Source organism: Streptomyces sp. NPDC020742 (genome assembly GCF_040641675.1).
GTDB lineage: Bacteria > Actinomycetota > Actinomycetes > Streptomycetales > Streptomycetaceae > Streptomyces.
The window spans coordinates 49815-73147 of record NZ_JBFAEA010000006.1 but is presented as its reverse complement, the minus strand read 5'-3'; the positions used below and the strand labels follow the sequence as shown (position 1 = coordinate 73147).

Genomic DNA, 23333 nt, shown 5'->3' with positions numbered 1-23333 from the left:
GATGTCGTTGACCGTCTTGCGCGGGCCAGCCGCGCGTACCGCGTATCCCTTGCTGCTCGACATGGCGGCGCCCGCGGCCAGCTTCTTCGTCCTGCACTTCCTCTTCGGGGCCGGACCGGTGCTCGCGCTGAGCGTCGGGGCGGCCGCGGCGGGGCTGCGCACCGTCGTCGGCTGCGTCCGGACGCGCCGGCTCAGCGCCTTCCCGCTGATGATGATGGTGACGCTGGTCGGCAGCCTGGTCCTGACCTTCGTCACCGGGGACGCCCGGCTGGTGCTGGCCAAGTCGGCCGTGGTGCCCGCGCTGGGCGGCGTCTACGGCCTGATCACCACGTTCTTCGGGCGGACCGTGATCAACGATGTGGTGACCCCCTTCATCACCAAGGGCGACCCGCGGCTGATGGCCGCCTGGGACGCCGCCTGGGCCGAGGACCCGGCGTTCGCCCGCCGGTTCCGGTTGCTCAACGTCCTCTGGGGCGTCGGGTTCATCGTGGCGGCCGTGCTCCGGATAGCGATCGTCTACACCACCCCGCTGAGCGTGGCGGTCGTGGTGTCCCCGCTGCCGACCGTGGTCGCGCTGGTCGGTCTCGCGCTGGCCAGCAGGGTGCTCGGCAGGCCGTTGCTGGCCACGATGCGGGCACGGGCGCTCGCCGCCGCGAAGGCCCGCGGGACCGGGCTGCCGAAGGCGGCGCCGGCCAGGGCGGAGGTCGCGGTCGGTGGCTGATCGGCGGTCCGCTCCGCGCGGCTTGTGGGTGCGCCGGCTGTGGCGATTCCTCGGCCGGCACCGCTTCGACCTGGTCCTGGCCTTCCTGGCCGCCTGTGGGGGCTCCCTGCTGTCGGCGGTCGTGCCCCTGGCCCAGCAGCGGATCGTCGATGCGGCGGTCCAGGGGCAGCCCGAGCAGGCGCGGCGGTGGGTGGTGCTCTTCGTGGTGATCGCGGTGGTCACGTTCGCGGCCAAGCGGTCCTGCCTGCACCGCCAGGCGAAGATCGTCACCGAGGTGCAGTACCGGCTGCGCGACCTGTTGCACCGGCACGGCCAGCAACTCGGCGGCCCGGCGCGCCAGGAGCTGTCGTCGGGGCAGATCATCTCCCGGGTCAACTCGGACACCGGCACGCTGGTGCGGGCCCTGGCCACGCTTCCGGGGGCGTTCGGCGCGGTGCTGTTCACGGTGGGCGGCCTCGTCGCGATGGTGGTGATCAGCCCTCCGCTCGCCGCCTGCACCGCGCTACTGATCCCGGTGCTGGTCTACCTCGCACAGCGGGGCGGGCGGGAGCTGAGCGAGGCCACCGGGCAGGCTCAGCAGCGGCAGGGCGAGCTGACCCAGGCGGTGTCGCAGACGCTCGCCGGGATCCGCGTGGTCAAGGCCTACCGGCAGGAGCGCCGCGAGGCCCGCCGGGTCGGGGACGAGTCGGCCGAGCTGCTCCGGGCGCGCCGGGACGCGGCGCGTCTGCAGGCGCGCAAGGAGGCGCTGCTGACCGCGGCTCCCGTCGCCGGGCAGCTGGTCGTGCTGCTGGTCGGCGGCTGGCTGGCGTTGCGCGGCGAGGTCACCGTCGGCGCCTTCCTGGCCGCAACGGGCTTCCTGGCCATGCTGGTCGGGCCGACCGCCGTCCTGGCCAAGACCATCACCACGCTGAACCGGGCACGGGCCTCGGCGGGCCGCATCTTCGAGGTGCTCGACGCGGTGCCGGCCGTGGTCGAGCGGCCGGGCGCCCGGCCGCTCCCGGACGGCCCCGGCGAGCTGACGTTCGACCATGTGGTCTTCGGATACCAGCCGGACCGTCCGGTGCTCGACGGCTTCACGCTGCGCATCGCGCCCGGCGAAACCGTCGCGTTGCTCGGCGCGTCGGGCTCGGGCAAGACCACGGCGGCGATGCTGCCCGCGCGCTTCCACGACCCGTCGTCCGGACGGGTCCTGCTCGACGGGGTCGACGTGGCCTCGGTGACGCTGGAATCGCTCCGTGCGCAGGCCACCATGGCGTTCGAGGACCCGTTCCTGTTCTCCGGGACGATCCGGGAGAACATCGCCTACGGCCGCCCCGACGCCACCGACGCGGAGGTCGAGACGGCCGCGGCCCGCGCGGGCCTGGCCGACTTCGTCGCCGGCCTGCCCGAGGGGTTCGGCACCGCGGTGGGGCCGCGGGGGCTGGGCCTGTCCGGCGGGCAGCTGCAACGGGTCGCGCTGGCCCGCGCACTGCTGACCGACCCGCGCGTGCTGGTCCTCGACGGTGTCACCAGCTCGGTGCACCCCGTGCTGGAGCAGGAGATCGCCGAGACCTTGCGGGAAGCGACCGCGGGTCGCACCACGCTGATCGTCGGCAACCGTCCGGCGCTGATCGCCCTCGCCGACCGGGTCGTGCTGCTCGCCGACGGGGCCGTCGTGGCCGAGGGCACCCATGAAGAGCTGTGGCGCGACCACGCCGGCTACCGCGCGCTGCTGGCCGATCCCGCGCCGCCCGCACCGCAGGCCGAGCCGGTACGGCGGCAGGCCGCCAGGCGCCACGCGAAGCGGACACCGCCCGTCAACGAGCCGGCTGACGAAGGCGGGCGGTTCCGCTGGACGGAACTCCTGCGCACCCATCGGACGGCCCTGCTGGGCGTGGCCCTGCTCGTGCTGCTCGACGCCGTGGGCGGCGCGGCCCGTCCGGTTCTCGCCCGCCGGGTGATCGACCTGGGTCTGGGCGGTGACCGATGGGCGCTGGCCGGATACGGCGCGGCGTTCGCCGCGGTGGTCGCCGTCCAGTACGGGGGGCTCCGGGGGCTCATGGTGATGACGAACGACGTCGGGCAGCGCATCGTGCACGCGCTGCGGACCCGGTTGTGGTCGCACCTGCTGCGGCTTCCGGTGGATCACATCGAGCGCCACCGGGGCGGCGACCTGCTCACGGTCGTCGCGACCGACGCCGACGCGGTGTCCGACATGCTCTCCTCCGGTCTGGCGAGCATCGTGGTGGCGTTCTGCGCCTTCCTGGTGGCGTTCGTCGTGATCACCACCGTCAGCGTGGAACTGGCGGGCGTGGTGCTGGCGACGCTGGTGCTGCTCTTGGTGCTCGCGCTGGTCTGCCAGCGGCTGTCGGCGCGGCAGTACCGGATGACCCGGCAGCGGATCACCGAGCTCACCGGCAGTCTGGAGGAGAGCCTCGCGGGTTCCCGGGAGTCCCAGGCCTACGGGGCGGCCGAGCGGCGCCAGGAGGTGTTCCGCGCCGCGGCGCGCGGCTACGCCGAGGCCAGGATGCGGACCCAGCGCCTGGTGGCGACCTACTTCCCGCTCCTCGACCTGGTCTTCGACCTGGGTACGGTCGCGCTGCTCGGCATCGGCGCCGTGCTGATCCAGGGCCACCGGGTCGACCCGGCCGGACTGGTCGTGTGCGTGCTGTGTCTGGGCCTGATATCCCCGGCGCTGCAGCAGATGTTCGGGCTCTTCGACTCCTGGCAGCAACTGCGGGTCTCCCAGGACCGCATCGGCCGGATCTTCGCCGTCGACCCCGATCTGAAGGGCTGCGCCACGAGGGCGTGGACTTCGTGGCATCCGGACGGAGCATGGCTCCGGCTGACCGGAGTCGGGTTCCGCTACAAGGACGGCCCCGAGGTCCTGCACGACGTGGACCTGGACGTCTCGCCGGGAGAGACGCTCGCGGTGGTCGGCGCCTCAGGAGCGGGCAAGTCCACCCTCGTCAAGCTGATCGCCGGACTGCACTCGCCCACCGCCGGCCAGGTCCTGCTGGACGGGATCGAGCTCCGTTCGGCCTGGCCAGCGGGCGACCAGGCGGCCCTCGGGTACGTGCCCCAGGAGCCGTTCCTGCTGTCGGTCAGCCTCCGGGAGAACATCGCCTACGGCCGTGCGGACGCCACCGACGCGGAGATCGAGGCCGCCGCCGAACTGGCCGGTGTCCACGAGGTCATCAGGTCCCTCCCCGGCGGCTATCACCATGTGCTCGACGAACGGACCGGCACGCTCTCGGCGGGCCAGCGGCAACAGGTCTGCCTGGCCCGCGCGCTGCTGGCCGATCCGGCGCTGCTGCTGCTTGACGAGGCCACCTCGCACGGAGACCCCACCCTGCTGGAGGCCGTCCTCCGTGCCGCCCGGGGCCGCACCACCGTCATGATCACCCATCGGCCGGCGGACGCCAGGCACGCCGACCGGGTCGCGGTGCTGGTCGACGGGCAGCTGGCCGAGGTGGGCGGACACGAGGAACTCATGTCCGCCGGAGGCCACTACGCCGCGCTCTGGGGCGCGGCCGTCCACTGAGGAGACCGGGGCCGCCGGACAACGGCCCCGGGACCTCAGCCGGCCTGCCCCGGACAGGCCTCGTACGGGGGAAGCCGTCCGGCGTCCAGCAGTTCGCGCAGCGAGGGGGCGTCGGCGTCGCCCGGCGACATGATGGGCGGACGCGGCAGTTGCAGCGGAAGGCCGATCTCCGGATCGAACACGTCCACGGTGACGACGTCCTGCGGCACATAGCCCGCGGTGCACTGGTACTGGACGCAGGTGTCGTCCTCCACGGCGTAGAAGGCGTGGCCCATGCCCTCGCCGAGGTACACCGCCGCACCGGATCCGGCGTCCAGCACGGTCATCTCGTAGCTGCCGAAGGTGGGGGAGCCGACCCGCAGATCGACCGCGAAATCGAGAATGGTGCCGCGCAGACAGCTCACGAGCTTGGCCTGACCCGGTGGCACCGCCGTGCCGTGGATGCCCCGCAGGACGCCCCGGTGCGAGACCGAGACATTGGTCTGGACGATCCGGACCGGGCGGCCGACCGCCTCCGACAGGGCGTCCTCCCGATAGGTCTCGAAGAACTGGCCCCGGTCGTCGGCGAAGGGGGTCGAGGTGACCAGCAGGACGTCAGGGATGCGCAACGGCCTGACCTGCATGCTTCGCGTAATTACGATTCCCATGGCGCCACCTTGGCCGCGTCCGGTCGAGCCGGGTTGGTGGGCGGGCAGGCGTCCAGACGCCTGCGATCGGTTCTTGAACCACGACGGCCAGGCTTCCGGGCATGAGCATTGCCACGTCCGTGCCGCACCCCGCTGTGGAGACGGCCCGCCGGTTCGCCCGATCGAGCCGCACCCACGACGGCCTGCGGTGCCCCAACGCCGCATTCGACGCCTGGTTCGCGCGGCAGCGCCTGGTCAACCGGTTCGAGGTCACTCCGGTCCCGTTCAGCCGGCTGCGCGGGTGGCGGTTCCGGTCCGACACCGGCGACCTGGTCCACGACAGCGGCGGTTTCTTCCGGATCGAGGGCCTGCACGTCACCGGTGACCTCGGTGAGTGGTCCCAACCCGTCATCAACCAGCGGGAGATCGGCATCCTCGGCATCCTGGTCAAGGAGTTCGACGGTGTGCCGCACCTGCTGATGCAGGCCAAGATGGAGCCGGGCAACATCAACACCGTCCAGTTGTCCCCGACCGTGCAGGCCACGAGGAGCAACCACACCGGCGTGCACGGCGGCCGCGCCGTCCCGTACCTGGAGTACTTCACCGACGGCTCCCGGTCCCGGACGATCGTGGACGTGCCGCAGTCCGAGCAGGGCTCGTGGTTCCTGCGCAAGCGCAATCGCAACATGCTGGTCGAGGTGGTCGAGGACGTACCCGACCACCCCGACTTCCGCTGGCTGACGCTCGGCCAGGTCAACCGGCTGCTGCGGAGGGACAACGTGGTGAACATGGACGCCCGGTCCGTCCTGTCGTGCATTCCGTGTCTGCCCGACGAGCCGGCCGGCGGCGCGTACGGCCGCGCCCTCCACGAGGCGCTGCGGCCCGGATCGTGGTCGCTGCGCAGCGACGCGGAGGTCCTGCACTGGATCTCCGATCTGAAATCGCGCCGCGAACTCACCCAGCAGCGGATCCCGTTGAGCGACGCCGCGCCGTGGCGGCGCGGCCCGGCCGCGATCACTCATCCGACGGGCCGGTACTTCCGCGTGCTCGCGGCCGAGATCGCCGCCGCCAACCGGGAGGTGCCCGGCTGGACCCAGCCGCTGCTCGAACCGGCCGGCCGGGGCGTCGTGGCCTTCCTCACCCGCCGCATCAACGGCGTTCTGCACATCCTGCTGAACGCCCGGTCGGAAGCGGGCTGCATGGACGTGCTGGAACTCGCCCCCACGGTGCAGTACCAGCCGTGCAACCACCCCGGCCGGCCGCCGCGCTTCAGCCGTGCGGCAGAGGACCCCGCCCGCCTGGTCTACGACACCCTCCAGTCGGAGGAGGGCGGCCGGTTCATGTACGCCGAGAGCCACTACCGGATCGCCGAGGTGGATGACGCCTGCCCGCTGGACGTGCCCGAGGACTTCACCTGGGTGACGCCGCGTCAGGTCATGGACCTGCTCCGGCACGGCTACTACCTGAACATGCAGGCCCGCAGCCTGTTCGCCGCCCTCCTGGCACTGGCATGAGCACCGCACCCCCCGCCACGCGGTGCGGCGCGGCCTCGCCGTCGGACGCCCCGCTCCGCTTCGCGGTCCTCGGCGCGGCCGACATCGCCTGGCGCCGCATGCTTCCGGCCATGACGGCTCTTCCCGGCACGGACGTCGCGGTGGTGGCCAGCAGACGCCCGGAGCAGGCGGCCCGGTTCGCCGAACGCTTCGGTGCGGACACCGCGCCGGACTACGCCTCCGCGCTGGCCCACCCCGGTGCCGACGCCGTCTACCTTCCGCTTCCGAACGCCCTGCACGCCCCCTGGGCCGAACGGGCGCTGGAAGCGGGCAAGCACGTCCTCGTCGAGAAGCCCCTCGCCACCGATGCCACCGCCGTCGCCCGGCTCCAGCAGCTGGCCCGCCGCCGTGGCCTGGTCCTGCGCGAGAGCATGATGTTCGTGCACCACCGCCAGCACGCCGAGGTGCGGCGTCTGGTCGCCGAAGGCGTCATCGGGGCCCCGCTGTCCTTCTCCGCCGCCTTCACCGTGCCCGCCCGCCCGCCCGGGGACATCCGGCTGAACGCCGGCCTGGGCGGCGGAGCCCTGCTCGACACCGCGGTCTATCCCGTACGCGCCGCCCTGATGCACCTCGGCTCCGGCCTGGAGGTGCTCGGAGCGGCCCTGCGCCACGAGGACGGCACCGACACCGGTGGCAGCGCCCTGCTGGTGTCCCCGGAAGGGGTCACCGCCCAGCTGGAGTGGGGCTTCGGGCGCCCCTACCGCTGCCACTACGACATCGTCGGACCCTCAGGCGAGCTGCGGGTCGAACGGGCCTTCACCCCGCCCGCCGACCACGTGCCGGTGCTGCGCCACACCATGGACGGCCGCACGGACGGGATCAGGCTGCGGCCGCACGACCAGTTCCAGGCGGTGCTGGCCGCCTTCCGCGCGGAGGTCGCGGGCGGACGCCCCGACGCGGCGGACCAGGCCACCAGCCTCGCCCAGGCACAGCTGATCGACCGCATCAGGCGCCTCGCCCACCTCGTCTGAACAACGGAAAGGAGCGCTCCGGATGAAGCACGCCGGCCGGGCCATGGTGTTCGGCGGTACCGGATTCGTGGGGAGGCACCTCTGCGCGGCCTTCGCGCGCCATGGCTGGGACGTCGTCTCCGTCGCCCGCCGCCCGGCCGAGGTGCCCGGCGCCCGGCTGACACTCCCGCTCGACGCGGTGCACGCCGCGGCCGCAGCCGTCCCCCGACTGCTCAAGGCCCACGGGCCCGATGTGGTGGTGAACGCGGCGGGCAGCTACTGGGGGCTGGACGAAGCGCAGCTGCAGACGTCGTTCGGCACCCTCACCGCACGCCTGCTGGCCGCCGTGGACGGTCGCCCGGTGCGGTTCCTCCAGCTCGGCAGCGTCATGGAGCACGCGCCCACGCCACGGGGGCACGCACTGACCGCACGCTCTCCGATCGGTCCGACCGGTGCGTACGGCCGTGCCAAACTCGCCGCCACCCGGGCCGTCCTGGACAGCGGCCACAACGCCCTGGTGCTGCGGCCCACCAACTCGGTCGGCCCGGGCGTCCACCGGCACAGCCTGGTCGGCAGGGTGGCCGGGGAGCTCCGCCGGGCGCGGGACACCCGCTCGGCGGCCGAGATCACGCTGGCCCCGCTGCGCGCCGAACGCGACTACCTGGACGTACGCGATCTCGGGGACGCCGTCGTGGCGGCCGCGTCCGCGACCGCGCAGGGGGTGGTGAACATCGGCTCCGGCCATGCCTGTCCGGTCCGCGGCCTGGTCGAGGAGCTGGTGGAGCTGAGCGGCGTACCGGCCAGGATCATCGAGCGGGAGCCCGAGGCCGGCGGACCGGTCGCTCCGGGGTCCGCCGCGGAGTGGCTGCGGGTCGACCCGGCGCCCGCCCGGGAGCTCCTCGGCTGGTCGGCGTCCCGCACGCTGTCCGGAGCCCTGGCCGACCTCTGGGCGGAGCCGCGCGGCTCCGCCGGCGGCTGAACCACGGGCGTCGGGCGGCGCGGGGCCCACCGTGCAGCGCAACGTGGGGGGAAGGGCGCTTCACGCGCCCTTCCCCCCACGTGCTGTCGTGCACAGCCGTCGTGCCGAGCTCAGCCCAGCAGGGACTGGCGGAGGCGGCGGAGGTCCGCGGCGCCGACGCCCATCCCCTTGTCGAGGTAGCCGTCGAACGAGCCGAAGGACGCGTCGACTTGCTGGAAGGCGGCGTCCAGGTACTCCGTCCAGGCGTAGGTGGCGCCGAAGGTCAGGTTGCTCAGCAGGAACTCCTCGTTGACCTGGGCGCGGTCGACTCCGAGGATCGTCATCAGGACGGCGGTGGCCCAACCGGTCCGGTAGGTACCGGAGTTGCAGTGCAGATAGAACGGCTTGCCGCCCAGCGCCGCGACCTCGCGGACGGCGAGGCCGAAGGAGGCGCGGGCCTCCGGAAGGGTCACATAGCCACGGAACTCACTCAGCACGTTCGGGTCGGGCTTGGTGGTGTCGCCGCCGGGCTGACGGCCGCCGCCCGGGTCCTCGATGGGCGCCAGGACCGTCCGCACGCCCGGGGGGAGCCGATCGGGCGCGCTCTTGTCGCGTTCGGCGCGGCTGAGGAAATTGACGCTCGCGGCCAGCTTGAGGGCGGAGAGCTGGGGGAAGCCGGTATCGCTGACCCGGCTGAGCGTGCTGCCGCGGTAGAAGGTGTGCGGGACGATCTTGCCGGCGGTGGCCTTCCAGCCGCCGACGTCCCGGATGTTGAAGGCGCCGTCCACGTCGACGAAGCGCCGGCGCGGGTCGTCCGGTGGGTAGTCGGCGGCGCGTGCGGCGGGGACGCGGCTGACGGCGAGGCCGAGGACGGCCGCGCCGATACCGGCCAGTGCCTTTCGGCGGCTAACGGGGAAGGTACGGGTCAAAGCTGGCATGTGGACTCCTCGTGAGTGCGGTGGGCCGGCCGTGCGGGCGGCCCTCATCAGCGGCGGCCGATGATCAGGGTGTCGGTGGGGCCGAGCGGGCGGGTGGAGATGTCCTGGCAGCCCGCGTCGGACAGCCACTGGTGGCACTCGGCGGCGGTGTACTCCGAGCCGCCCTCGGTGACCAGCAGCATGTTGAGACTGACCAGGGTCCTCGCCAGGTCCGCCGGCTCCTCGGGGAGGACGGCGTCGTAGATCAGCAGGGCGCCGCCGGGCCGGACGGCCGCGTACGCCTTCTTCACCAGGTAGGCGCGCTGCTCCGGGGACCAGTTGTGCAGTACGTGCCCCATGACCACGACGTCGGCGGTGACGGGGAGCGGATCGGCACGGAAGAAGTCACCGCCGTGGAAGGCGGCCCGGCCGGCCACGCCGAGGCGCTCGGTGTGTTCAGCGAACGCGTCGGCCAGCGGAGCTAGGTCGTACACCGCCGCGTGGAGGTCGGGGAAGCGGAGCATCAGCTGTGAGACCAGGTTGCCCCGGCACCCGCCGACATCGAGCACCTCGCCGACGCTTCCCCAGTCGTACGCCTCGGCCAGGTGCGGGGCGACCAGGCCGTTGGCCGAGTCCATCATCTTCAGGTACTGGGTCCGTTGGGCCGGGTCGTTCAGCATGCGGAGGAACGCGCCGGTGTCCTGCGCGCCCGCGGTCTGCGGCCTGCCGGTGGTGACCGCGTCGGTGAGCTTTCCCCAGGCCGGGTACAGCATGTGGTTCGCGCGGTGCAGGAAGCCGCCGATGTGGTCGGGGCCGCCCGGAACCAGGGTGGCCGAGGCGACCGGGCTGTTGCGGTAGCGGCCGTCCTCCTGGTCGAGGAGACCGAGCAGGACCAGGCCGTGCAGGAAGTCGCGGGCGGCGCGGGGGTGCAGGCCCACGCGGGCGGACAGTTCCTCCTGCCCGGAGGGGCCGTGCCGCTGAAGGTCCTCGAAGAGCCCCAATTCTCCCGCGGTGAGCAGCAGTTTGGCGTGGCAGAAGGCGTTGCTCAGCCGTTTGACGTCCGTCGCGGAGGCGGTGGGCGTCCCGCCGGTGGTCGGGTTCATACGAGCCTCGGTCTCTGTGGTGGGTGGTGCTGGCTAGAGGACGGCCGCGCAGGCGTTGGCCAGCGCGGCCAGGAGCGCCAGGGCGGTGCGCAGGAGATGGAGGGTGCGCCAGCGCGGGCGGAGGTCCTGCCAGTCGGCGGGCAGGCGGGTCGGGGTGAGTGCCTTGACCCTGCGGTTGATCGGGACGTTGCCGAACTGGGAGACCACCGACACCCCGGCCAGCAGCAGCGCGCCGGTGAGGTAGAGGCCCCGCGCCCCGGAGGCCGGTACGGCCAGGGCGATGTCAGCGGCCACGCTGCACAGGACGAGGGGCGGCATGACCTTGTCGAAGTGCCGGCCCACCAGCTGGTGCACCCGCACGTAGTCCGCGGGCGGCATGGCGAGGAAGGCGGGGACGACGCTGAGCGCGACCGCGAACAGCACTCCGGCCACGACGCCGCAGCCGACCAGGACGGCGATGCTGAGCAGAGGTGTCATGGGAGCAGGTTCGGGGGGCGTGTTGGAGGCGGGTTCGAGATCCGCTGGCGGGACACCCGGTCGACGCGGGCTTGAGCGTCGCTCCAAAGGCTCCGCCGACGCTGCTCGGCAGGTCCGAACCGGAGGAGAACCATGACGACGAGCACTCCCGCCCCGTCCGCCCAGCAGGCAGGGCCCGAGGGCAGCCCGCAGCAGTACATCCTCAAGCTGCTGGCCGGAAAGATGATCTCGTCGGTGATCTGCGTGCTCGCCCAGGTGGGCGTCGCCGACCACCTGACCGAGGGGCCGCGCGAAGTCGCCGACCTGGCCGCCGCCACCGAGACCGAACCGGGCATGCTCTACCGCTTCCTGCGGGCCGCGGCGTCGGTCGGTCTGTACGCGGAGCTGCCGGACGGACGCTTCGCGCTCACCAGCACCGGGCAGTTCATGCGCAGCGACATTCCGGGTTCGCTGCGCCACCTCGCCTCGCTCTACGGCGAGGAGAGCGTCTGGAACTGCTTCGGCTACGCGGTGGAGACGCTGCGCACCGGCCGCCCGGCCGGGCCCAAGGTCCGCGGTGGCAAGGACTGGTTCGCGTACATGGCGGAGCGGCCCGAGTGGGCCGAGGTCTTCCACAAGGCGATGACCGGTACCAGCGACATCTCCGCCAAGATCGCCGAGGCGTACGACTTCGGGCGGTTCGCCACGATCGCCGATATCGCCGGCGGTCAGGGACGGCTGCTCTCGGCGATCCTCACCAAGCACCCGCAGGCCCGTGGCGTGCTGTTCGACCAGGCCTCCGCGATCGAGGGTGCGGGCCCGGTGCTGGCCGAGCAGGGCGTGGCGGACCGGGTCGAGTGCGTGGTCGGGGACTTCTTCGCCTCGGTCCCCCAGGGCCCGGACGCTTACCTGCTGAAGGCGATCATGCACGACTGGGACGACGAGAACTGCGTGAAGATCCTCAGCGGGATCAAGGCGGCGCTGGACGGCAAGCCCGAGGGCCGCGTCTTCGTCATCGACGCCGTCGTACCGGACGGCAACGACTGGCACTTCAGCAAGGCGATGGACATCGCCATGGGCGTCAGCCTCGGCAGCAAGGAGCGCAACCGCAAGGAGTGGACGCAGCTGCTCGCCGCGGCCGGGTTCGAGCTGGTCGGCGCCACGGCGACGGTTCCGCCGCACCACATCATCGAGGCCCGCCCGGTCTGATCGGAGGCCCCAGTGAAGACCCTGCGTTACCCCTTCGCCTGGAAGGGGGCCACGGACCAGCCCGCCGAACTGGCCGCCGTGCACGCCGAACCGCTGGTGCGGATCACCCTGCCCAGTGGTGACGAGGCATTGCTGGTCACCCGGTACGACGACATCCGCGCCGTGCTGGCCGACCCCCGGGTGAGCAAGAACCGCAACCGGCCGGGCGTGGCCCGGATGACCACGGAGAAGACCAAGGTCTTCCACCGGCAGGTCGATATGGACCCGCCCGGGCACACCCGGATGCGGCGGCTGATCGGCAAGGCGTTCACCGCGCACCGCATCGAGCGGTTCCGGCCCCGCATCCAGGAGATCGTCGACCGGCTGCTGGCCGAACTGGCGGAGTCGGCGGACGGCACGGTCGACCTGCACCGCGCGTTCTCCCGTCCGCTGACCATCCGGATCATCTGCGAACTGCTCGGCGTGCCCGAGGAAGAGCAGGCGCGGTTCGGCGACACCAGCGCCCCGCCGTGGGAGTACATGCGTGAGTTCATCGAGCGCAAGCGTGCCGACCCGGACGACGCGCTGATCAGCGCGCTGATCGAGGTCAGCGACGCCGACGACGGCCGGCTCGCCGAGGAGGAGCTGCACTGGTGGTCGACGCTGCTGCTGCTCGCCGGGTACGAGACCACCGCCAGCCAGGTCACCGGCTGCACGGTCATGCTGCTCGACCGCCCCGAGCTGCGGGAGCGGCTCCTGGCCGACGGCGCGGACGTGGCCACCGCGGTCGAAGAGCTGCTGCGCTGCCAAGTGGTCGGCTCGTCGCTGTCGATGCTGCGGTACGTCACCGAGGACATCGAGATCGCCGGGGTGACCGTGCCCGCGGGGTCGAGCATCATCCCCGCGCTGGAGGTCGGCAACCACGACCCGGCCGCCTTCGGCTGCCCGCACCAGGTCGATCTCGACCGTGCGGAACGGCCGCAGCTGACCTTCAGCACCGGCCAGCACTACTGCCCGGGCGCGCCCCTCGCCCGGGCACAGCTGCAGATCGCCCTGTCGTCGCTGCTGCGCCGGTTCCCCGGACTGCGTCTGGCGGTGCCGAGCGCGGAGCTGCGGCGGCAGGAGGACCTGTTCTTCCAGGGGTTCACCGACGTTCCCGTCACCTGGTGACAGAAAGGCGCATGCACCGTGGAAGAGCCTGGTAAGGCCCGGTGTCCCTATCCGTTCGCACGCCCGGGTCCGCTCGATCCGCCCGAGGAGCTGGCCGGGCTGCGCGCCGAGCCGCTGGTGCCGGTGACGCTGCCCAGTGGCGACGAGGCGGTGCTGGTCACCCGGTACTCCGACGTACGGCGGCTGCTGACCGACGACCGGCTTAGCCGTCGCATCAACCGGCCCGGCGCCGCCCGGATCTCCAAGAACAACCACATGTTCCAGGACCCGCGCATCGACCCGGACCCGCCGGAGCACTCCCGGGTGCGCCGCCTGGTGATGAGTGCGTTCACCCCCGCGCGGGTGGAGGCACTGCGCCCGTTCGTCGAGCGCGTCGTGGACGAGCTGCTGGACGGGATGGAACGGCGCGGCGGTCCGGTGGACCTGAACGAGGCGCTGGCGTTCCCCCTGCCCATCCGGGTGCTGTGCGAGCTGCTCGGGGTCCCCGCAGCCGACACGGCGAGGTTCCGCTCGTGGACGGACCACTTCCTCTCCGTCAGCCGGTACACGGGTCCGGAGATCGGAGCGGCGATGCGCGAGCTGTCCGCCTACATCGGCGAGCTGATCGAGGCCAAGCGGCGCGAGCCGTCCGAGGACTTGATCGGCGCGATGATCCGGGCCCGGGACGAGGAGGACGGCCGGCTGGCCGAGTACGAGCTGCAGTGGTGGTGCCGGCTGCTGCTCCTGGTCGGCTATGAGACCACCGCCACCCAGCTCGGCGGCGGTGTGGCGCTGCTGCTGTCCCACCCCGACCAGCTGGCCGCTCTCCGGGCCGACTGGTCGCTGCTGCCGGGCGCGATCGAGGAGATGCTCCGGTGGAAGCTGGTCGGCTCGTCCGTGTCGATGCTGCGCTACGCGGTGGCCGACATCCCGATGGACGGCTACACGATTCCCGCGGGCACCAGTGTGATCCCGGCGGTCGACTCGGCCAACCAGGACGAGACCGTCTTCGCCGATCCCGGGGTCTTCGACATCTCCAGGGACGCCGCCAAGCAGCTGTCGTTCAGCGCGGGTCCGCACTTCTGCATCGGCGCGAACCTGGCCCGGCTGGAGGTGGAGGTCGCCACCGAGCGGTTGCTCAAGCGCTTCCCCGGGCTGCGGCTCACGGTGGCCCCGCAGGAGCTGCGCCGCCAGGAGGGGGCGCTGCTGGAGGGTTTCGTCGAGCTGCCGGTCACCTGGTGAGCGAAGGGGAAGGAGCATCCCGATGCGTGTGCTGGTGACCGCGTGGGCGTGGTCGTCGCACTATCTGCCGCTGGTGCCGATGGTGTGGGCGCTGCGGTCGCAGGGGCACGAGGTGTGCGTGGCCAGCCAGCCGGCGCTGCGCCGGGCCGTCACCGACTCCGGAGCGGTGTTCGTCGCGGCCGGGGAGGACGTGGACCACGCCGGGCTGCGGCGGCGGTACATGAACGGGCTGGCCCATGTGGACGTGCCCGAGGCCCCGCCGCCCGGCGCCTCGGCCGCGCACTGGAGCCGTGCGCAACGGGAGAAGGTCGCCCGGGTCTTCGGGGTGTTCGCCGCCCGGGCCGACCTGATGGCCGGGGAGACGCTCGACATCGCCCGTTCCTGGCGCCCCGACCTGGTGATGTACGAGCCGACCAGCTACGCCGGACCGCTGGCCGCCGCGGCGCTCGGCGTGCCGGCGGTGCGGCACATCCACGGCGTCGACCTGACCTACCAGGCGCACGAGCTCGTGCCGGCGCTGCTCGCCCCGACGGCGCGCCGGCTCGGGCTCGACGACGTGGACATCCTGGGCGATCTGACGGTAGACCCGTGCCCCCCGAGCATGCAGATCCCCGCGGCGGTGCGGCGGCTGCCCGTACGGTACGTGCCCTACAACGGGCCGGCCCGGCTGCCGGATTGGGCGCGGACCCCGCCACGACGGCCGCGGATCTGTCTGACCTGGGGCGCGACCACCACGGACCTGGGCGGTAACGGATCGTTCCTGCCGCCCCAGGTCGTCGCCGCACTGGACGGACTCGACGCCGAGATCGTGGTCGCGGTCGGTCCGCGCGACCTGGAGCGGTTCGGCGACGTGCCCGACCACGTCCGGGTGGTGAGCGGGGTGGCGCTACAGCACCTGCTGCCGTCCTCCGCCGCCCTGATCCACCAGGGCGGTTTCGGCAGTACGTTGACCGGCCTCCACTACGGGGTGCCGCAGCTGGTGCTGGCGCAGCTTCCCGACCAGGTGTTCGCCGCACAGCGCCTGGCCGCCGCCGGAGCCGGGACGCTGCTGACCCGTGAGGAGTTCTCCGCCGAGGCCGTACGGGCCCGGGTGGAGGACCTGCTGCGCGCGCCCGGTCACCGCGCCCGCGCGACGGAGCTCAGCCGGGAGATGCGGGCCCAGCCGCGTCCGGCAGATCTCGTCCACGACCTGGAACGGCTCGCCGCCGTACCGAACCCCACCCGAGGAGTGACATGACCCCGCCCCCTTCCCGACCGGAGTTCCCGCCGCCCCGTCCGCTCGCTGCCCGACGCGCCGATGTGGAGCGCATGCTGACCGAGGAGCACCACCTGTGGCTGGCCACCTCCGGGCAGGACGGGCCGCACCTGGTGCCGCTGGCCTTCGCCTGGGACGGCGCGTCGTGCCACATGATGACCAAGCGGGGCAGCCGTACGGTGGCCAACCTCCGTCGCACGCCCCGGGCCCGCGCCTCCCTCGGCTCCACGCGTGACGTGGTGTTGGTGGACGGCGAGGTGGAGCTCACCGAGCCCGACGAGGCCGCACCCGAGGTCCGGGCCCTCTTCGCACGGCTGCCCCTCAACCCCGAGCGGGTCCCGGGCGTGATCGCCCTGCGGCTGCGTCCGCAGCGCATCCTCGCCTGGCGTCACATGGGCGAGATGCCCGAGCGCACGGTCATGGCCGGCGGCCGCTGGCTCGCCCGCTCCGCCTGAGGCACACCGACCGCCACCCGCACATCAGGGAGGGGCACGCGATCACGCGTGCCCCTCCCTCGTCGCTCCAGTGCCCTTCTCCCGTGGATCACAACGTATGTGACGTAGCGTCAGACGGGCTGTGGAAGGAGCCGGTGGGCCTCGGCGGCGACCCGGATGTTGGCGAGGTGCCCGTCCACCGAGAAGGCCAGGGACGTCAGCCCCAGCGTGGTCACACCCGCCGCGGCGTACTCGGCCATCCTGGCGGCGATGCGGCGCGCGTCGCCGATGAGCGAGACCTGGTCCATGAACTCCAGCGGCACCGCCCGCGCCGCACCGGCCCGGTCGCCCGCCGCACACCGCTCGTGGACCTCCGCGGCGGCGGCGCCGAAACCCATCCGGACGGCGAGCGCGAAGTAGATGCTGCGTTCCTTGCTGCCCAGGCCGAGGAAGTTGGCGAAGTACGGACGCAGTGGCTCGGCGGCCCGCTCGACGTCCTCGCCCACCCCGATCGGGATCGACGGCAGGACCTCGAAGCCCGCCATGTCCCGACCGGCCTCGGCCCGGCTCGCGGCGATCGTCGCCACCGACTCCGCCAGCCGCTCCGGCGGGCAGAAGACCCCGATCCAGCCGTCGGCGACCGCCCCGGCCAGGCGCAGGCTGCCGGGGCGCACCCCCGCCAGGAAGACCGGCAGGTCGGTGCCGACGGCAGCGGCGTGCAGATGCGCGGGGGTGCCCCCGCCGGACGGGGGCAGCCGGAAGTGCTCCCCCTCGTAGCGCACCGGGGCGCCGCTGAGTGCCAGCCGGACCACCTCGACGTACTCGCGGGCACGGGCCAGCGGCGCGTCGAACGGCACGCCGTACCACCCCTGGGAGACATCGGGGTTGGAGACGCCGAGGGCCAGCGCGAAGCGGCCGCCCGACAGGTCGTTCAAGGTGGCCGCGGTCAGCGCGGCCATCACGGGGGTGCGCGCCGGAATCTGCATGACCCCCGGAGCGAGCCTGATCCGTTCGGTGACGGCGGCGACCGCACCCAGGACGCTCACCGCGTCCGACCGGAATCCCTCGGGGGCCAACGCGTAGCCGAAGCCCAGGCGTTCGGCCTCCACGGCCATCGCGAGCGCGCCCTCGCGGTTGAGGAAGATCCCAAGCTGCATCAGTGACTCCTTGTGGTGACCGGTGGCGGCCCATGCTGCGCGGCGGGCTTCGAGGATCACCCGAGCCACCGCCGTCGCTCGACGGATTCACCAGGCGGCTCCCCGAGGGTTCGACCATCCACCTGTGGGACATCTAGGAGGGACAGGACATGCGGGTCCTCGCCGCGACGTGGGACCTCCCCGGCCATTTCAATCCGCTCGTACCGCTGTGCTGGGCGCTGCGAGCGGCCGGGCACGAGGTGACGGTAGTCAGCAACCCCGGGCTCGCCCCGGCCATCAGCCGGTCCGGCCTTCCGGCGCTGGCAGCCGGGAGACCGGACTTCGACTCCTACGCGGTGCTGCGCGAGCGGCTCGCCCAGCGCAAGTGGAAGCCGACGCAGCCGGTGGACCGCGCCGACCACGACCAGGTCGAACGGACGCGCCGGCGCCGGCTGAACGGGCTGCGCATCGCGACCGACTCGGCCGCCGCCCAGGCCGACGACGCGCTCGCCTTCGCCCGCTCCTGGCGGCCCGACCTCGTGCTGTACGAGCCCGCCGGGTTCCTCGGCCCGCTCGTCGCCAGGCTCCTGGGCGTCCCGGCGGTCCGGCTGCTGTGGAGCGTGGATTTCACCGCCTCGCTCGCCGAGTTCGAGGCCGATGTCGTCGGCGACCTGGCCGAGCGGTACGGCCTCGACACCCTCGGCGTCAACGGCGACCTCACGCTCGACCCGTGCCCGCCCGCCCTGCAGTACCCCTACGAGCTGGCACGGCAGCGCTTCCGGTACGTCCCCTACAACGGCCCCTCGGTCGTCCCGGCCTGGGCGAACGAGCGGCCGGACCGGCCGCGGGTGTGCGTCACCTGGGGCACCTCACAGCACCGGCTCGGCTTCGACGACATGGTGCTCGCACCGCGCGTCGTCGAGGCCCTCGCCGACGTGGACGTGGACGTGGTGGTGGCGGTCCTGGACAGCCAGCGGGAGGCGTTCGGCACGCCACCGCCCAACGTCTCCTGGATCGGTCAGGTGCCGCTGCATCCCCTGCTCGGCACCTGTGACGTGCTGGTCCAGCAGGGTGGAGCGGGCGGCACGATGACCGGGCTGATCCACGGGGTGCCGCAGCTGGTCGTCCCGCAGCTGCCCGACGAACTGTTCCACGGCCAGCAGATGGAGAAGGGCGGCGGCGGGCTGACCCTGCCCGGAGCCGACGCCACCGTCGAAGCGCTGCGCGCTCATGTCGTCAAGCTGCTCGAAGCGCCGTCCTACCGGCAGCGTGCGGGGGAGTTGCGTGCCGACATGCTCGCCCAGCCCTCGCCCGCCGAGATCGTGGACATCCTTCAGGAGCGGCTGACATGACCGTGACCGCAACCCGTCCGGCCGGGCGGCCGTCCGCCGGCCAGACCGCGGCCTACCTCGAACGGCTCGGCGTCGCCGCGGCCCTCCCCTCCGCTGCCGAACTGGCGAAGCTGCACGCCGCGCACGTGGCCCGCATCCCCTTCGAAACGCTCGACCGCCCGTCCGGGATCGATCCGCTCGACGCGCTGGACCGGATCGTCCGGGAGCGCCGCGGCGGGGTCTGCTACCACCTCAACGGGGCCTTCACCCTGCTGCTGCGGGAGCTCGGCTACCAGGTGACGGTGCACGCGGCCGGGGTGCAGAGCGGCTTCAACCCCCAGCCCGTCGGGCCGAACGGCACCCACCTGGTGCTGACCGTCGGCGGGCTGCCGTCGCCCGGCAACCCCGAGGGCCGCTGGATCCTGGACGTCGGCTCGGGCGAAGGGTTTGTGCGGCCGCTGCCGCTGCGCCCGGGGACCTACGAACAGGGCGCGTTCACCTACACCGTGCGCGCCACCCGGCTGGGCTGGCGGGTCGACTACGACCCGCGGGAATCCTGCCGGGGTGTCGACTTCGGCCCCGGGCCCGCGGACGAGGCCGAGTTCGCGGCGGTCTTCGACCGGATGGCCGACGGCGAGATGTCGGTCTTCTTCCGGTTCGGCTGGGTCAAGCGGCACCGCGCCGACGGCTTCGACGAGATCATCGGCTGCCGGTTCAGCTCCGTCGGCCCGGACGGCCGCACCAGCCGTGCGATCGAGGCTCCCGAGGACTACTTCACCCTGCTCGCCGAGGTGTTCGGCATGGACCTGCCCACCGTGTCACCCGCCCGCAAGCAGGCGATGTGGGAGCGCTTCCGGACGAACTGGGCCGAGGACGCCTTCCGGAACGCGTTCGGCGTCGGCCGGGACCGCCAGGACACTGCAACGAAGACGGAGGACTGACATGACCCAGGTGATCGCGCAGCGACTGGCCGACCTCGAACTCGCCGTGGCCGATCTGACCGGAGTCCAGGACTGCGTCGTGGTCTCGTGCGAGGACCGGACCGTGGTCTATCTGGTGCCCGCCGCCGGGGCGGACCGGGATCACGTCCTGGCGCAGGTGGGCGGTTTGGTGGACCAGGTGACCCAGGGGCCGGTCGAGACCCTTGCGATCCACCGGGTTCCCCGGCTGGCGGGCGGCGGCCCGGACCTCGAAGCACTGCTGGGCCTGGCCGCGGCCCCGCGGAAGGCCGCCGAAGCCCAGGAGGCCGGGGCCCCACGGCCCGCAGCGGTGACCCACGGGCCCGAGCCGGAGATCCTTCCGTCCGATCCGGAGACGGTCACCGAGGCGATCCTCCAGTCGCCGACCCGCTTCCCCGAGCTGGGCGTACGGGCCGTGTCATGGCAGGGCGACGTGCGCGGCACCTACCCGGAGCTGCTCGCCGACGCGCGCCGGGTGCTCGGCGGACTGCGTCGGCGCGGCCTGGCCGCCGGGAGCCCCGCGATCCTGGTGTTCTCCACGCTCGCCGACTACTTCCCCGCCGTGTGGGCGTGTGTACTGGGCGGCATCCCCTTCGTGACGGTCAGCGCGCCGCCCGCGTTCGACCGCACCGGTCCCGTGCTCGACAAGCTGATGAACGCGTGGCGCGACCTCGGGCGTCCCCCCGTCCTTTGCGACGACGCCCTCGCGGCCGAACTGGCCGGGGTGGGCGCCCTCTACGGCGGGACGGGACCGGACTGCTGGCCGATGTCGCCGCTGCGCCGCTCGCCCGAGTGCCCCGACGCGCACCCCGCCCGGCCCGAGGACGTCGCGGTGCTCGCGCTGTCCTCCGGCAGCACCGGCAAGTCCAAGGTCATCCCGGTCACGCACCGGGCCGTCGTGCAGAACGCGCTCTGCGCCCGGCAGGTCGGACTGGTGCGGCCCGGCGAGACGAGCTTCAACTGGCTGCCCTTCGACCACGTCGCCCCGGTGGTGATGTACCTCCTGAGGGACGTGGTGCTCGGCTGCGAGGGCATCCACGCCCCGACCGCGTACATCGTCGAACAGCCGCTGCGTTGGCTGGAGGTGATGGAACGGTACGGCGTGCACCACACGTGGTCGGCGAACTTCGCCTACCGGATGCTGGCCGACGCGCTCGCCGGGTCCTCCGGCTCCTGGGACCTGTCGGCCGTACGGACCGTGCTCAACGCCGGCGAGCAGTGCAGCCCGGCCGTCATCAGGGACTTCCTCGACGCCGTGGCGCCGCACGGCATCGACGCGACCGCCGTCGTGCACATGTGGGGCATGGCGGAGACCGCCACCTGCAGCACCTCTTCGTACTTCGCCAGGCCCGGCAGCGTCCGCCGGATCCTCACGTCGACGCTGGGCGGACGGATCCGGGAGGCCGGACCGGACGTGCCCGACGCCGACTGCATCGAGTTCATGAGCATGGGGCCGGCCGCGCCCGGCTGCGCCGTACGGATCGCCGACGGGAACGGCACGGTGTTGCCGGAGGCCGTCATCGGCCGCTTCCAGGTTCGTTCCCCCAGGGTCACGCCCGGCTATCTCGACAACCCGGCGGCCAACGCGGAGGCGTTCACCGCCGACGGCTGGTTCGACACCGGCGACCTGGCCTTCCTGCTCGACGGCGAGGTCGTCATCACCGGGCGGGCCAAGGAACTGCTGGTCATCAACGGCGAGAAGTACCTCTGCCACGAGGTCGAGGAGGCCGTCGGCGCGCTCGACGAGGTGGCCACCGGGCTGGTCGCGGCCTGCGGGGTGCCCGACCCGGCCACCGGCAGCGAGACGCTCGCGGTCTTCTACGTGCCCGCGCCGGGGGCCGCGCCGTCGCCTGCGGCGATCGACCGGATCCGGGCCACGGTTTCCGCCCGGATCCGGCTGACGCCCACGCACGTCCTGCCCGTCGTGGAGTCCGAGTTCCCGCGCACGACCAGCGGTAAGGTCCAGCGGGCCGCGCTGGTCGCCCGGATGGCCGCCGGTGAGTTCGACGAGACGGCCGAGGCGATCGAGACGGCCCGCATCCGTGACGGCGTCCTCCGGCCGTGTTGGACGGCGCTGGAACCACAGCCCGCCGAACGGACCGTCCCCGCGGGTGCGACGCTGTTGTTCACCGACGCACTGGGACTGGGCGCGGCGCTCACCGCGGCGGGGCTGGCCGGGGAGGTCGTCACGGTGCGCCCCGGGCCGCGTTTCGCCTGTACCGGTGACGGCTACGTCCTCAACCCCGAGGCGCCCGAGGACTGGCGACGGCTGCGCGCCGAGCTCGACGCCGAGGGCGTCCGCCCCACGACCCTGGGCTACCTGTGGAGCTATCTGCCGACCGTCGACCCGGTGGCCGACCGCGACGCCGCTCGTGATGCCGCCGCCCGCTGCGGCGCGCACCTGGTCGCGGCTTGCCGCGCTCTGTTGGACGGCCCCGGACCGTACCGGCTGGTGACGGTGAGCCGGCGACTGCGCCACATCGCCGGTGCCGGTGGCGACGGCGTCTGCTACCCAGCCGCACAGACCCCGGTGCTCACCGCCGCGATGGCCGCCGAGAACCGCGAGGTGACCGGCGTCCACATCGACCTGCCGGGCGACTGTGCCGAGGCCGACGCGAAGACCCTGCTGACGGCGCTGGCGGACCGTTCCGTCCGGTACGGCGAGGTTGCCTGGCGGGACGGTCTCCCGCACGTGCGGGAGTTCGAGCCGGCGGGGACGGCCGGGCCGGCCGGCCCTTCCGTCATCCAGGGCGGCCGCTATCTGGTGACGGGCGGCGCCGGCGGCATCGGCGCCGGGCTCGTCGCCGACCTGGTGGACCGTTACGGTGCCGATGTCCTGGTCGTGGGCCGTAGTGTGCCCGCCGGGCCGGCGGGGGACCGGGTGATCCGGCGGCAGGCCGATGTGTGCGACGCCGCGGCGCTGGAACGCGCGATCGCCGATGCGGAAGCCGCATGGGGCGCGCCGCTGGACGGAGCCTTCCACCTCGCCGACTCCTACCGCGTCCGCCCCCTGGCCGAAGAGGACTTCCGCGACTGGGACCCCTCGGCGAACGCCAAGGTCGGCGGCCTGCTCAATGTGCTGGCGTGCGTCCGCGAGCGGCCGGGTGCGCGGCTGGTGGTCTTCTCCTCGCTCATTTCGGCGCTGACCTTCGCGGGCTGTTCGGCTTACGCGGCGGGCAACGCCTTCGCCGAGGCACTGGTCGAGCATGAGTCCGGGCGGCTGCACGTCCAGAGCCTCTCCTGGGGCCTGTGGGACGGCCTCGGCCTCAATGCCGACAACCCCTATGAGGCGGCCGTGGTCCGCCGGGGCGTGCTCGCGCTACCGCCCGAGCGGGCCCGGACGCTCACCCGCCTGTTGCTGCCCGAGCCGTCCGGGGTCTACTGCATTGGCCTGAACGCGGCCGTGCCCGACGTCCGCGCCCGCCTCGTGGGAGCCGAGGACCTGCTCCTGCGGCCCGCCGCCGACGACGCCGGCACGCCCGACGGCACCGCTCCCCGCACCGCCGGGGAGAGCGCGGCCCTGGAGGTCCTCTGCGCGCAGCTCGCGGAGTTCACCGACCGCCCGGTCTCCGCCGCCGACCGGCCCTATGACATGGGCCTCAGCTCGGTGGAACTGCTCCGCCTGCACGCCCGCCTCGAAGGGGCCTACGGGGTCGAGCTCCCCCGCTCGGCCCTGTTCGCCCAATCCACCGTGCACGACCTGCTCGGCCTCATCGCCGCGCGAGTCCCCGTCCCCGAGGGCTGAGGGCACGGCCCGACCGACGCCGCGCTCCGCCCACCGCACCGGGGGCACCGAGACGCCGTGTGTGGTCAGCCCTGTGCTCGCAGCGGA

At 72.9% G+C, this 23333-nt stretch carries 18 protein-coding genes; 13 read left to right on the top strand and 5 right to left on the bottom strand.

The annotated features are described in order from the left end of the window. Nucleotide 1 precedes the first annotated feature (1 nt). Nucleotides 2-721, top strand: a complete 720-nt coding sequence (locus tag AB0G84_RS13505) for a VC0807 family protein (protein ID WP_361319371.1) — start codon at nucleotides 2-4, stop codon at nucleotides 719-721. Next, complete coding sequence (locus AB0G84_RS13500; protein WP_361319369.1) at nucleotides 714-4244, top strand: ABC transporter ATP-binding protein; 3531 nt, start codon at nucleotides 714-716, stop codon at nucleotides 4242-4244. Before AB0G84_RS13505 ends, AB0G84_RS13500 begins: the two co-directional genes overlap by 8 nt. Nucleotides 4245-4279: 35 nt before the next feature. On the opposite strand, the gene rfbC is transcribed toward AB0G84_RS13500, so the two are convergent. Continuing rightward, nucleotides 4280-4891 carry a dTDP-4-dehydrorhamnose 3,5-epimerase gene (rfbC, locus tag AB0G84_RS13495; protein WP_361319367.1) on the bottom strand — a complete coding sequence of 204 codons (612 nt, stop codon included), beginning with the start codon at nucleotides 4889-4891 and terminating at the stop codon, nucleotides 4280-4282. Between the two features lie 101 nt (nucleotides 4892-4992). Here rfbC and AB0G84_RS13490 point away from each other — a divergent pair, with 101 nt between their 5' ends. The 3 genes from AB0G84_RS13490 to AB0G84_RS13480 are packed head-to-tail and all read left to right on the top strand — an operon-like array spanning nucleotide 4993 to nucleotide 8352. Then, nucleotides 4993-6384: an NDP-hexose 2,3-dehydratase family protein gene (locus AB0G84_RS13490; RefSeq protein ID WP_361319365.1), complete on the top strand. Its 1392-nt coding sequence runs from the start codon at nucleotides 4993-4995 to the stop codon at nucleotides 6382-6384. Further along, nucleotides 6381-7394: a Gfo/Idh/MocA family oxidoreductase gene (locus AB0G84_RS13485; RefSeq protein ID WP_361319363.1), complete on the top strand. Its 1014-nt coding sequence runs from the start codon at nucleotides 6381-6383 to the stop codon at nucleotides 7392-7394. The genes AB0G84_RS13490 and AB0G84_RS13485 overlap by 4 nt, the downstream gene beginning before the upstream one ends. Before the next feature lie 22 nt (nucleotides 7395-7416). Next, entirely contained in the window at nucleotides 7417-8352 is a 936-nt protein-coding gene (locus AB0G84_RS13480) for an NAD(P)-dependent oxidoreductase (protein ID WP_361319361.1), read from the top strand. A 110-nt stretch (nucleotides 8353-8462) separates the two neighbouring features. Here AB0G84_RS13480 and AB0G84_RS13475 read toward each other — a convergent pair whose 3' ends face one another. The 3 genes from AB0G84_RS13475 to AB0G84_RS13465 are packed head-to-tail and all read right to left on the bottom strand — an operon-like array spanning nucleotide 8463 to nucleotide 10828. Further along, nucleotides 8463-9269: a tyrosine-protein phosphatase gene (locus AB0G84_RS13475; protein WP_361319359.1), complete on the bottom strand. Its 807-nt coding sequence runs from the start codon at nucleotides 9267-9269 to the stop codon at nucleotides 8463-8465. 47 nt (nucleotides 9270-9316) lie between these two features. Further along, nucleotides 9317-10351: a methyltransferase gene (locus AB0G84_RS13470; RefSeq protein WP_361319357.1), complete on the bottom strand. Its 1035-nt coding sequence runs from the start codon at nucleotides 10349-10351 to the stop codon at nucleotides 9317-9319. 33 nt (nucleotides 10352-10384) lie between these two features. Next, nucleotides 10385-10828, bottom strand: coding sequence for a DUF1772 domain-containing protein (locus tag AB0G84_RS13465; RefSeq protein ID WP_361319355.1), 444 nt, complete (start codon nucleotides 10826-10828; stop codon nucleotides 10385-10387). A 132-nt stretch (nucleotides 10829-10960) separates the two neighbouring features. On the opposite strand from AB0G84_RS13465, the gene AB0G84_RS13460 reads away from it, so the two are divergent. Genes AB0G84_RS13460 through AB0G84_RS13440 form a run of 5 tightly spaced genes read left to right on the top strand, consistent with a single transcriptional unit; the run spans nucleotide 10961 to nucleotide 16096 of the window. After that, nucleotides 10961-12016, top strand: coding sequence for a methyltransferase (locus AB0G84_RS13460; RefSeq protein ID WP_361319353.1), 1056 nt, complete (start codon nucleotides 10961-10963; stop codon nucleotides 12014-12016). Nucleotides 12017-12028: 12 nt separating this feature from the next. Then, nucleotides 12029-13165 (top strand): cytochrome P450, encoded by a 1137-nt coding sequence (locus tag AB0G84_RS13455; protein ID WP_361319351.1) that lies wholly within the window; start codon nucleotides 12029-12031, stop codon nucleotides 13163-13165. A gap of 18 nt (nucleotides 13166-13183) precedes the next feature. Continuing rightward, nucleotides 13184-14386, top strand: a complete 1203-nt coding sequence (locus AB0G84_RS13450; RefSeq protein WP_361319349.1) for a cytochrome P450 — start codon at nucleotides 13184-13186, stop codon at nucleotides 14384-14386. A 22-nt stretch (nucleotides 14387-14408) separates the two neighbouring features. Further along, nucleotides 14409-15623: a nucleotide disphospho-sugar-binding domain-containing protein gene (locus AB0G84_RS13445; RefSeq protein WP_361319347.1), complete on the top strand. Its 1215-nt coding sequence runs from the start codon at nucleotides 14409-14411 to the stop codon at nucleotides 15621-15623. Next, on the top strand, nucleotides 15620-16096 hold the full coding sequence (locus tag AB0G84_RS13440) for a pyridoxamine 5'-phosphate oxidase family protein (RefSeq protein ID WP_361319345.1): 477 nt from the start codon (nucleotides 15620-15622) through the stop codon (nucleotides 16094-16096). The genes AB0G84_RS13445 and AB0G84_RS13440 overlap by 4 nt, the downstream gene beginning before the upstream one ends. Before the next feature lie 110 nt (nucleotides 16097-16206). On the opposite strand, the gene AB0G84_RS13435 is transcribed toward AB0G84_RS13440, so the two are convergent. Next, on the bottom strand, nucleotides 16207-17232 hold the full coding sequence (locus tag AB0G84_RS13435) for an LLM class flavin-dependent oxidoreductase (protein WP_361319343.1): 1026 nt from the start codon (nucleotides 17230-17232) through the stop codon (nucleotides 16207-16209). Between the two features lie 149 nt (nucleotides 17233-17381). Between AB0G84_RS13435 and AB0G84_RS13430 the strand changes: the two genes are divergently transcribed. Genes AB0G84_RS13430 through AB0G84_RS13420 form a run of 3 tightly spaced genes read left to right on the top strand, consistent with a single transcriptional unit; the run spans nucleotide 17382 to nucleotide 23246 of the window. Continuing rightward, nucleotides 17382-18563: a nucleotide disphospho-sugar-binding domain-containing protein gene (locus AB0G84_RS13430; protein ID WP_361319341.1), complete on the top strand. Its 1182-nt coding sequence runs from the start codon at nucleotides 17382-17384 to the stop codon at nucleotides 18561-18563. Next, nucleotides 18560-19483, top strand: coding sequence for an arylamine N-acetyltransferase (locus tag AB0G84_RS13425; RefSeq protein ID WP_361319339.1), 924 nt, complete (start codon nucleotides 18560-18562; stop codon nucleotides 19481-19483). The genes AB0G84_RS13430 and AB0G84_RS13425 overlap by 4 nt, the downstream gene beginning before the upstream one ends. Before the next feature lies 1 nt (nucleotide 19484). Continuing rightward, nucleotides 19485-23246, top strand: a complete 3762-nt coding sequence (locus AB0G84_RS13420) for an SDR family NAD(P)-dependent oxidoreductase (protein WP_361319337.1) — start codon at nucleotides 19485-19487, stop codon at nucleotides 23244-23246. Nucleotides 23247-23333 lie beyond the last annotated feature (87 nt).